Genomic DNA, 736 nt, shown 5'->3' on the forward strand with positions numbered 1-736 from the left:
CAGATCTATGACACCGCTCTGTAAGAACTTACGGATAATTTTCAGAATCATCTTATCCTGTATATACTGTTCGAGGTAATACATCAGCTTATCATGATTGAGTGTATCAAAGCATTGTTTCAAATCGCAATCGACGGCTACTTTGTAGCCTTGTTGGTAATAGTCGACACACTCTTTCAAAGCTGTATGATTACTTTTTCCTTTACGAAACCCGTGACTGTGAGGGAGAAAATGTTTATCAATGATAGGCTCTATCACTTGTCTAATAGCTTGCTGGACCACTCGGTCCCGCACGACGGGAATACCTAATTTGCGTATTCCACCGTTAGCTTTTGGAATTTCTACCCGTCTTACAGGTTGAGGTCTATACGAACCGTCTAGAAGCTTCTTCCTCAAATAAGGATAAACTTCCATTATATGACCTTCCACCTCACTAACTGTCATTCCGTCTACTCCTGCAGCTCCTTTATTTCGTCTGACGACTTTAGCTGCTGTGAATAGATTCTTCTTACTTACAACGAGACTCATAAGAGACTCACCATACTTGTCTTTATGTTCACCTAGGCGATTACTCCGCACATCTACATACTCTTTCGCTTCCAGCTTATCCCTTTGTAGCTTGCCAACCTTGTGGTTGTTTTCTGCGTTTGTCATAATGCCTAACCTCCAATCTTCAAAGTATTGATACTGTTCGGTCCTTCGGTACATTTTCCCTACTATGACCTCTGTTCCTGCG

1 protein-coding gene is annotated in these 736 nt (G+C 41.7%); it reads right to left on the minus strand.

Annotated elements, in window-relative coordinates:
- Positions 1-654: reverse transcriptase domain-containing protein (locus ACYQ4S_RS12085; protein WP_459771405.1), on the minus strand; the 654-nt coding region annotated here is incomplete at its 3' end.
- Positions 655-736: the final 82 nt, after the last annotated feature.

The sequence above is a fragment of the Alkalibacterium sp. s-m-28 genome (genome assembly GCF_054658175.1).